At 63.2% G+C, this 9,887-nt stretch carries 7 protein-coding genes and 1 pseudogene; 1 reads left to right on the forward strand and 7 read right to left on the reverse strand.

Annotation, left to right across the window (positions count from 1 at the left end; translation table 11 throughout):
• Nucleotides 1-51: 51 nt before the first annotated feature.
• Both FFS62_RS16905 and uvrD read right to left on the reverse strand, forming a co-directional pair.
• Entirely contained in the window at nt 52-501 is a 450-nt protein-coding gene (locus FFS62_RS16905; protein WP_137973996.1) for a hypothetical protein, read from the reverse strand.
• A 27-nt stretch (nt 502-528) separates the two neighbouring features.
• A complete protein-coding gene (gene uvrD / locus FFS62_RS16910) occupies nt 529-2,730 on the reverse strand; it encodes a DNA helicase II (RefSeq protein WP_137973997.1) in 2,202 nt (733 codons plus the stop codon).
• Nucleotides 2,731-2,957: 227 nt separating this feature from the next.
• Between uvrD and FFS62_RS16915 the strand changes: the two genes are divergently transcribed.
• Complete coding sequence (locus tag FFS62_RS16915) at nt 2,958-5,837, forward strand: bifunctional diguanylate cyclase/phosphodiesterase (RefSeq protein WP_137973998.1); 2,880 nt, start codon at nt 2,958-2,960, stop codon at nt 5,835-5,837.
• Here FFS62_RS16915 and yegQ read toward each other — a convergent pair.
• The 5 genes and pseudogenes from yegQ to FFS62_RS23460 form a co-directional block, all read right to left on the reverse strand.
• Nucleotides 5,812-7,143 (reverse strand): tRNA 5-hydroxyuridine modification protein YegQ, encoded by a 1,332-nt coding sequence (yegQ, locus tag FFS62_RS16920; RefSeq protein WP_137973999.1) that lies wholly within the window; start codon nt 7,141-7,143, stop codon nt 5,812-5,814. The genes FFS62_RS16915 and yegQ overlap by 26 nt on opposite strands.
• A gap of 73 nt (nt 7,144-7,216) precedes the next feature.
• Entirely contained in the window at nt 7,217-7,426 is a 210-nt protein-coding gene (locus tag FFS62_RS16925) for a hypothetical protein (protein WP_137974000.1), read from the reverse strand.
• A gap of 77 nt (nt 7,427-7,503) precedes the next feature.
• Nucleotides 7,504-8,388, reverse strand: coding sequence for a hypothetical protein (locus tag FFS62_RS16930; RefSeq protein ID WP_137974001.1), 885 nt, complete (start codon nt 8,386-8,388; stop codon nt 7,504-7,506).
• Nucleotides 8,385-9,305 carry a DUF2515 family protein gene (locus FFS62_RS16935; protein WP_256662285.1) on the reverse strand — a complete coding sequence of 307 codons (921 nt, stop codon included), beginning with the start codon at nt 9,303-9,305 and terminating at the stop codon, nt 8,385-8,387. The genes FFS62_RS16930 and FFS62_RS16935 overlap by 4 nt, the downstream gene beginning before the upstream one ends.
• An 86-nt stretch (nt 9,306-9,391) precedes the next feature.
• Nucleotides 9,392-9,887: pseudogene (locus FFS62_RS23460) on the reverse strand (type VI secretion system tip protein VgrG); the annotation flags it as partial.

The raw sequence follows: 9,887 nt of genomic DNA on the forward strand, positions 1-9,887 counted from the left end.
ATGGTCAGTCAGCCCTGTCAGGTGCGCCAGGCTGACGGGCGGAGACTTCAATTAGGGCGCGGTTGCGTCATACAGAGTGATCGGGCCGAGATCTTTCTCATCATTGGTCATGTTTATCCCCAAGTAGTACCACTGGCCTTTAACTGTTCGGAATCTTACGGTCAGCTGCATGAGCTTGCCTGCGTCGTTCTCAATCAGATACCAGCGCTTTTGGAACACCTCACCCGAACTCTTGCGGGTAATGGGGTGGACCTTGTAGACCGTGCCCATCCATTTCTCCAGGGCATCTTCCAGCTTGCCCAGGTTGGCGGGCTTTTCCCAAGGCAGAGAGTGTTTCGCGAAAAGCTCGGTCAGGCATCTGTCGGCAAACGCCTTCTCATCCTCGATACAGGCGATATAGCTGGCCTCGAACTTGTCGAGATCGGCAATCGGCTCGCCGGCCTGGATGGTGTGGCAGAACAGGCCGAGCGACAGCCCGGCCAGCAGCTTCCTTGCATTCATCTGGTTCTTCCTTGTGAGTGAATCTGCTTACATTGCTTCCAGCTTGGCGTAGGCCAGCATCAGCCACTTGCTGCCTTCGCTGGCGAAGTTGACCTGCACCCGGGCCTGGGCGCCGCTGCCTTCGAAGTTGAGGATTACGCCCTCGCCGAACAGGCTGTGGCGCACGGCCTGGCCGAGACTGAAGGGGGTTTCCGGCACGGCCGCGCCGGCGAACATCGAGCCGCCACTCATGCTTCGGCTCGGTGCCGCATAGGGGCGGCTGACGCTGTTGGACAGGCGCACTTCCTGGATCAGCGCCGGCGGAATCTCGCGGACGAAGCGCGAGACTTTGTTGTAGGTCTCGCTGCCGTACAGGCGGCGGGTCTCGGCGTAGGTCAGCACCAGGTTCTGCATGGCGCGGGTCACGCCGACATAGGCCAGGCGGCGCTCCTCCTCGAGGCGGCCGGGCTCCTCCAGGCTCATCTTGTGCGGGAACAGGCCTTCTTCCATGCCGACCAGGAACACCAGGGGGAACTCCAGGCCCTTGGCGCTGTGCAGAGTCATCAGCTGCACGCAGTCCTCGTGTTCCTCGGCCTGGGCGTCGCCGGCTTCCAGGGAGGCGTGGGTGAGGAAGGCGGCCAGGGGTGACAGCTCGTCGTCTTCGTTGTTCTCGAAGTTGCGTGCGGCGCTGACCAGTTCCTCGAGGTTCTCCACCCGGGCCTGGGCCTTCTCGCCCTTCTCGGCCTGGTGCCAGGCGATCAGCCCGCTCTGCTCGATGACGGTCTGGGTCATCAGGTGCAGCGGCATATCCAGCACTTTTGCCGCCAGGTTCTCGACCAGCTCGACGAAGCCGCTCAGCGCGCTGGCGGCGCGACCGGTCAGGCCCTTGTTGGCGATCAGCTGCTGCATCGCCGCCCACATCGACAGGTCGGCGTGGCGCGCGTGCTCGCGAATGGCCTCGACGGTCTTCTCGCCGACGCCGCGGGTCGGCACGTTGATCACCCGCTCTAGCGCGGCGTCGTTGTGACGGCCGTCGAGCAGGCGCAGGTAGGCCACCGCATTCTTGATCTCGGCACGCTCGAAGAAGCGCTGGCCGCCGTAGATGCGGTAGGGGATGCGCTCGCGCAGCAGGGCCTCTTCCAGTACCCGCGACTGGGCGTTGGAGCGGTAGAGGATGGCGATCTCGCTGCGCTTGAGGCCGTCCTTGCGCAGCGCCGACTCGATCGACTCGACCACGTAGCGGGCCTCGTCGTGTTCGTTGAAGGCGGCGTACAGGCTGATCGGCTCGCCGTCGCTGCCGTCGGTCCACAGTTCCTTGCCCAGGCGCCCGTTGTTGTTGGCGATCAGGGCGTTGGCGGCCTTGAGGATGCCGGCGGTGGAGCGATAGTTCTGCTCCAGGCGGATCATCTGGGTATCCGGGAAGTCGCTGGAGAACTGCTGGATGTTCTCGATCCGCGCGCCGCGCCAGCCGTAGATCGACTGGTCGTCGTCGCCCACCACCATCAGGCTCTCGCCGCCCTTGGCGAGGAAGCGCAGCCAGGCGTACTGCACGGCGTTGGTGTCCTGGAATTCGTCGACCAGGATGTGCTTGAAGCGCTTCTGGTAGTGCGCCAGCAGGTCCGGCTTGTCGCGCCACAGATCCAGGGCGCGCAGCAGCAGCTCGGCGAAGTCGATCACCCCGGTGCGCGCGCAGGCGGCCTCATACGCCTCGTAGATCTTCAGCATGGTGGCGAGGAACAGGTCACCGCCGGGCTGGATGTTCTTCGGCCGCAGGCCCTCGTCCTTCTGCCCGTTGATGAACCACTGGGCCTGCTTGGCCGGCCAGCGCTGTTCGTCCAGGCCCAGCTCGCGGATCACCCGCTTGACCAGGCGCTGCTGGTCGTCGGAGTCGAGAATCTGGAAGTTCTCCGCCAGCCCGGCTTCCTGCCAGTGCGCGCGCAGGATGCGGTGGGCCAGGCCGTGGAAGGTGCCGACCCACATGCCGCTGGGGCTGAGGCCGAGCATCTGCTCGATGCGCTGGCGCATCTCGGCCGCGGCCTTGTTGGTGAAGGTCACCGACAGGATGCTGTACGGCGAGGCGCCGAGGAACTGGATCAGGTAGGCGATGCGGTGCACCAGCACGCGGGTCTTGCCCGAGCCGGCGCCGGCCAGCACCAGCTGGCGGCCGAGCGGGGCGGCCACGGCCTGGCATTGCGCATCGTTGAGGGAGGCGAGGAGGAGTTCTGGGTCGAAGGCGGGATTGTTCTGCATCGCGGCATTCTACGGGCCGGGTAGGGGGGCGGCAAACCGCGGGCGGACGGGCGAGAGCCTGCTGCGCTCTAACTCGCGAGACCGCCAGCGGCTCTGCCGATGTCAGTGAACAAATGTTCGCCATCTATCGCGCCGAGCTGGTAAAAAGCCATCATCGGACTTGGGCAGCCCCTCTAGCTCGGGTATGCTCGGGAAAAGTCAGGCATCCCATTACAAGAACATCGCCTATGACCCAGTCTCTTCGAGGCGCCTCTGCCAACGTGGTGGCGGAGGAGTCGCGCGCCATCCATCAGCAGTTCGCCACCGAGATCGCGGTGGAGCGGACTCGTCTGCTTTATCAGGGCTCCCAGGTCCCCACCTTCTTCATGCTGCTCAGCGCCCTGGCCTGTGCTGGCCTGCTCTGGCAGCCCCAGGGCGGTCTGCTGTTGGCCGGCTGGCTGGTGTGGGTGGTGTTGCTGGCGGTGCTGCGCCTGATCCAGATGACTGCCTTCAACAGCGCGCTGCCGTCGCGCCAGGCCAACCCGCACTGGCGTCGGGTATTTCTGGTGGGCGCCGGGTTGTCCGGCCTGACCCTGGCGTGCGCGGCGATCTTCCTGGTGCCCGCCGACCGCTTCCTGCTGCAGGCGCTGGTCTACGGCCTGATCGCCGCGGCCATCCTCTCCGCCAGCGTGGCCTATGCGGTCAGCCGCTCGGCCTTCCTGGCGTTCGCCCTGCCGTGTCTGGTGCCCTCCATCGTCTACCTGTTGCTCAGCGACAACGCCCGCCAGCAGGCCTGGGGCGCGCTCGGCCTGCTGATGCTGCTGAGCCTCTGCGTGGTGGCCTGGCAGGTCAATCGCCTGGTGCAGGGCAGCCTGGTGCGGCGCTTCCAGAACCAGGCGCTGATCGAGCGCCTGGAGCATGCCCGCGAGAGCGCCGAAGGCCTCAACCAGGAGCTGGCCCGCGAAGTGGAGCAGCGCCGCCGTGCCGAGCGCGAGCTGCGCAAGGCCCATGGCGATCTGGAGATTCGCGTGGCCCAGCGTACCCTGGAACTCGACGACGCCAGCCACGCCCTGGGCAAGAGCGAGGCGCGCCTGGCCCTGGCCCTGGAGGCCAGCGAGCTGGGTCTGTGGGACTGGGATCTGCAGACCGACGAGGTGCACCACAGCCACCTGGAGAGCATCTTCGGCATCAGCCAGGACGAAGTGAAGGGCGTGCTCAGCCACCTCAAGCCGCGCCTGCACCCGGACGATCTGCCGCTGCTCCGTCGGGCCCTGGTCGAGCACCTCAAGGGCCGCACCGACGGTTACTGCGTGGAGTACCGGGTGCGCCACGCCGACGGCCGCTGGCTGTGGGTCGAAGACCGCGGCCGTGCCGTGGAGCGCAACGCCCAGGGCCAGGTGGTGCGCATGCTCGGCACCCGCCGCGACATCAGCGAACGCAAGCGCCAGGACGAGGAGCATCGCCTGGCCGCCACCGTGTTCGAGGCCACCAGCGAGGGCATCGTCATCCTCGATGCCGACTACCTGCTGCTGTCGGTCAACCAGGCCTTCAGCGAGGTCACCGGCTACCGCAAGGACGAAGTGCTCGGGCGCAGCGTGGCGACCCTGATCAGCAGCCGCGACGCCCGCCGCCAGTACCAACTGATCCGCCAGGAACTGGAGCGCCACGGCAGCTGGCGCGGCGAGCTGACCGAGACGCGCAAGAACGGCGAGCTGTATCCGCAGTGGCTGCAGCTCAACGTGGTGCGCGATGGCCGCGGCCGCGTCAGTCATATCGTCGGCTTCTTCTCCGACCTGTCGCAGCGCCGGCAGACCGAAGAGCGCCTGCGCTACCTGTCGCACTACGACGAGCTCACCGGCCTGGCCAACCGCAGCCTGTTCCGCGAGCGCCTGCACGAGGCCGGCGAGCGCTCACGCCAGGACGAGTCACGCCTGGCCCTGCTGCACATCGACCTGGACCGTTTCAAGCTGCTCAACGACAGCCTCGGTCATGAAGTGGCCGACCAGCTGCTGCGGCAGATGGCTCGTCGCCTGATCCAGGCCGCACCGGAGGCCGACACCGTGGCGCGTCTGGCCGGCGACGAGTTCGCCATCCTGCTCGACGACTACGGCAGCCTCTCGGCCCTGGCACGCACCGCCAGCCGATTGCTGAGCAAGTTGCGCACGCCGATGGACGTGGGCGGCCATGAGCTGGTGATCAGCGCCTCGATCGGCATCAGTCTGCTGCCGGACAACGCGCGGGAAATCTCGGCGCTGATCAGTCAGGCTGGCATGGCCATGCAACACGCCAAGCACCTGGGCGGCAATACCTTCCAGTTCTACACCGACAATCTGCAGGCCTGCACCCTAGAGCGCCTGCAGCTGGAAACCCAGCTGCGCAAGGGCATCGAAGACGGTCAGCTGGAGGTGTTCTACCAGCCCAAGCTATGCCTGGTCGACGACAGCCTCAACGCCGCCGAGGCGCTGGTGCGCTGGCGCCATCCGGCCCTGGGCCTGGTGCCGCCCGGCGAGTTCATCCCGCTGGCCGAGGAGACCGGGCTGATCGCGCCGATCGGCGAGTTCGTCCTGCGCCAGGCCTGCCTGCAGGCGCGCGAGTGGCAGCGCCAGGGCCTGGCCGACCTGCGGGTGTCGGTCAACCTGTCGGTCCATCAGCTGCGCCAGGGCAACCTGATCGGCCTGGTGCGCCAGGTGCTCGACGAGACCGGTCTGCCGCCGCGCCTGCTGGAACTGGAACTGACCGAGAGCCATCTGCTGGACAACGTGGAGAACGTCATCGCCACCTTCCAGCAGCTGCGCGACCTGGGTGTGAAGCTGGCGATCGACGACTTCGGCACCGGCTATTCCTCGCTCAGCTACCTCAAGCGCTTCCCGGTGGACTACGTGAAGATCGACCAGACCTTCGTCCGCGACCTTTCCGCCGGCGGCGAGGATGCGGCGATCACCCGCGCGATCATCGCCATGGCCCATGGCCTGGAGCTCAAGGTGGTGGCTGAAGGCGTGGAGACCCAAGCGCAGATGGACTTTCTCAAGGCCCAGCACTGCGACGAGATCCAGGGCTTCCTGATCAGCCCGCCGGTGCCGGCCGAACGCTTCTCCGAGCTGCTCAGGGCGCAGGCGGAGATGTGTTGAAGCGCAGCAGCAGGGCGTGATTCAGGTCGAGATCCGCCGCTAGCGGCAGGTAGACGATATGGCCGTCGCCCGGCGCGATGTCGGTCGCCGTGCCGTCGACCTTCTCCAGGCTGTTGAGCAGGAAGCTGCGGTTGCCGCGCGGGGTCATCAGTTCCAGGCGGTCGCCGACGGCGAAGCGATTCTTCACCCGCACCTCGACCAGCTCGCCGCGCCGCTCGCCAGTGAACTCACCGACGAACTGCTGGCGCTCCGAGATCGAGTTGCCGCGCTGGTAGTTCTGGTATTCGTCGTGCACATGGCGGCGCAGGAAGCCTTCGGTGTAGCCGCGATTGGCCAGGGATTCGAGATCGTCCATCAGGCTCAGGTCGAAAGGCCGGCCGGCCGCGGCATCGTCGATGGCCCGGCGATACACCTGGGCCGTGCGTGCCACATAGAAGTGGCTCTTGGTGCGGCCCTCGATCTTCAGCGAGTGCACGCCCATCTGCAGCAGGCGCTGGACATGCTGCACGGCGCGCAGGTCCTTGGAGTTCATGATGTAGGTGCCATGCTCGTCTTCGAAGGCTTCCATCAGCTCGCCTGGCCGAGTGGCATCCTCCAGCAGGAAGGTGCGCTCGGTCGGCAGGCCCTCGCCGAGTGTCGGCGGGCAGCCGCGGACGATACCGCCCAGCTCGTTCTCCTGGCCAGCAAGGGCCTGGTACTGCCAGCGGCAGGCATTGGTGCAGCTGCCCTGATTGGGATCGCGCTTGTTGAGGTAGCCGGACAGCAGGCAGCGCCCGGAATAGGCCATGCACAGGGCGCCATGGACGAACACCTCCAGCTCCATGGCGGGCACTTGCTGGCGGATCTCCGCGATCTCCTCCAGCGCCAACTCGCGGGACAGGATCACCCGGCTCAGCCCCTGGCGGCGCCAGAACTCCACGCTGGCCCAGTTCACCGCATTGGCCTGCACCGAAAGATGCACCGGCATCGCGGGGAAGTGTTCGCGCACCAGCATGATCAGCCCCGGGTCGGACATGATCAGCGCATCCGGCGCCATGGCCACCACCGGCTCCAGATCCTTTATGAAGGTCTTCAGCTTGGCATTGTGCGGCGCGATGTTGACCACCACGTAGAAGCGCTTGCCCTGGGCATGCGCCTCGGCGACGCCGATGGCCAGGTTGGCGTGGTCAAACTCGTTGTTGCGCACCCGCAGGCTGTAGCGGGGTCGCCCCGCGTAAACGGCGTCGGCGCCATAGGCAAAGGCATGGCGCATGGATTTGAGGGTGCCGGCGGGGGAGAGCAGTTCGGGGGCGTGCGGCGGGAACATGGCTGCGCTTGCATGAAAATGAGCGCAGATGGTGCCCGCTACCGCACCGCCGGGCTTTGATCCAGCGCAGCTCTTAGCGTGATGGGGAGCGGATCAGCCAGAGCACGCCGAGCAGTAGCGACAATCCCAGCAGCGCCTTGGCGAAGAAGAACATGACACCAACGGCACCGCTGGCTTGCCCGCCACCGGTAACCGCGCCAGCAACACCGGCTCCGCCGAGAAGCAGGCAAAGGATCGATAGGCCAAGCACGCCGAGGGCACCGACGAGGAGGGGGCTTGTCAATGGTTCCATCCTTGTAGGTGTACCCCAATCAGGGCTCGAAGCGCCTTCTGGATACTGTTGTGGTCGGTGGGCCGCCGTTAGTCTGCCAGCGCTTTAATAGGTGGGTCCTGGTAGGCCTCATCAATCTCTATCCCAGCGGCGCGGGCTCTAGCCTCCAGCTTTTCACGCTGCTGCCGATATTCGTCGAGGCGAGCAGGCAGTAGTTCTTTCCAGCGTTCTTTGTCTTCTTCTTCGCTGAAGCCGCTGAGCCAATACGCGCTCTCGGTTAGAAATTCCAAAGTAATCAGGTAGGTGGCTTTTTCCATGGGAGCATTTTCTGAATCACGCCGCCAGGCTCTGAGATGCAGATAGGCACCATCGTTGTAGAAGTACCAATTGTAGAAGGAGCCTAATTCCAGCCAGCGCTGCAGATCAATCTGATGATCAGGATCAAGCCATGGGTGGCTCATTACGTAACTCCCCAACACATCATCCGGGGAGTCGATCTTGTCGGCTTGCGAGCCGGAAATTCGCGGATCAGAGGGGGAATAATAGTGCTGCCAGCCTGCTTCTTCTATGTCGCTAATCAGGGTGTAAAGGAACTCTTGTGTTGCTTCGTGGGTGCTGTTGTCCGGTAATCCGCGCAAGGTGATATTGAAGTTCTGCACGGATTCGTCGATGCGTTGGTTGAAAGCTATCGATATGTCGGTGGCCTGCTGTAGAAGCAATACGCGGCCGCCTTGCTGGACCTCGAAAGTTGGCAGAAGAGGATCGCTGCCGGCACGGCTGATCTTGTACCAGCACATACCTGCTTCATCCAGGCATTCTTTGGAAAACTCAATGGGACTTTCTGCTGCGAGAGTCTCAATGGGCTGTTCAAGTTCAAGCTTGATTAGCGCGTGTTCCGAGTTCATGTTTCTTCCGTTGCTATCGTCGTTGCAGCCAACAAGTAAGCCCATCACGAGGGCCAGGTAAAATTTCATACGGCATTCCGCCAAGTGGCAATGGTGGAGATAGTGCTTTCCATGTAGCTGCGCTGGCCCATCATCAATGAATGGTATTGTCTGGCTATTCCATCAATGAACTTCATGCGATCACGCTCTTTGTAGAGATCACCTTCGGTCATTTGTACCCTTAGCGCTGGCTTCTCTGTATCACAGGCCGTGCTGAATGCAGCAACGCGCAATGGTACGAATGGCAAGACTTCGGCTATGGCTTGCGCATCCAGAACGAGCTTGAATGCAAGCTCCTCATATATCAGAGGCTGCAGTATTTTCCGTTGCTCATGATCTGCAATATGCATGAGTGAAGTGAGCTGCATGTCACTTTTGGCTGGGCTCGCAGGCATCCCCTCCAACTGTCGTATCAATTTGAAGGCTTTCTTTATCTCAATAGTAACCTGCAAGTTGTTAATAACGGGTAAGGCTTCTTTTGCCCATGGCAGAGAGGAGATATTGACTTGCACTTGCGGTACACAGTCTTGTGCATTTCTTTCGGGCGCACATTCGTCAAATTGCTCTGGAAATTGGTTGTAGAACCAGTGCCAGACAAAGATGTCTTGGAACAGCCAGAAATTTCCCTTGCCCAGCGCGTTTTTGCCAACCCTCATGGCGGGTTGAGCGATGGGTGGTGTGGCAATGGTTAGATAGGGTTCGCTAGGGATAAAGTCGAGGCCACACTTGACCTGCTTGCTGGCAAATGCGGCCAGTCCCATCCAATAGAAGCGCCCCTTCAGGTGTGGTTTGCCGCCTTGTTCCTGTTCTAGATAGAAGCGAGCATAACTGGCGGCAATGCGCGCGGCTCGCGCGCTAAAGTCCGAGACCAACTCTTGCTTCGCGGTGCCGAAGAAGAAGCTGCGTTTTTCGACGCTCAGTCGGCGAATTGCTTCCTCCTGACCCATTGCCCAAAGCTTGTCGCACTTAAGCGCTATCTCATGCACTGAGCCGGAGCGTGTATTGGTGGTAAAAGTTGTGATTGGGCATGTGGTCATTTATTTCGACTCGTTGCGTAGTCATCGGCGCCGGACGGAATAACCAGCTCATCCCATACCAAGTGGACATCGGCAGTTTCCATGGCGCTGGTCTGTAGGCGTGGATGACGGCCGTCAAGGTCGCTTCTCGACAGCTGGGGGGCACTTTCACTAGGCAGGATGATGGCGGCTTTGACGCCTGGTATTGGATTGCCGTGGCGGGTGACAAAGCGGACTTGCTCGTCGTAGCGCTCCTGTCTCTGGGCATGATCAAGCAAGTTACCTGCACGGGCCTGATCGGCGATCCAGGGCAGCACGGCAGGGAGGATGGAGAGGCCGCTGCCTGCGCCTGGCGCACCGCCGGAGTTCATCTTGATCGTCGCGCCGCTGAGGGTGACGCCACTGGGGTCGAGTTTGAGCCAGCTGCCGCCGCCCTTGGCGGTGAGTTCCATGCCGGCGTCGATGACTACCTTGCTGCCGGCGTAGTAGTGGATCTCGTTGCCCGCCTCAACA

It is taken from the genome of Pseudomonas sp. F(2018) (genome assembly GCF_005508865.1).
Lineage (GTDB): Bacteria > Pseudomonadota > Gammaproteobacteria > Pseudomonadales > Pseudomonadaceae > Aquipseudomonas.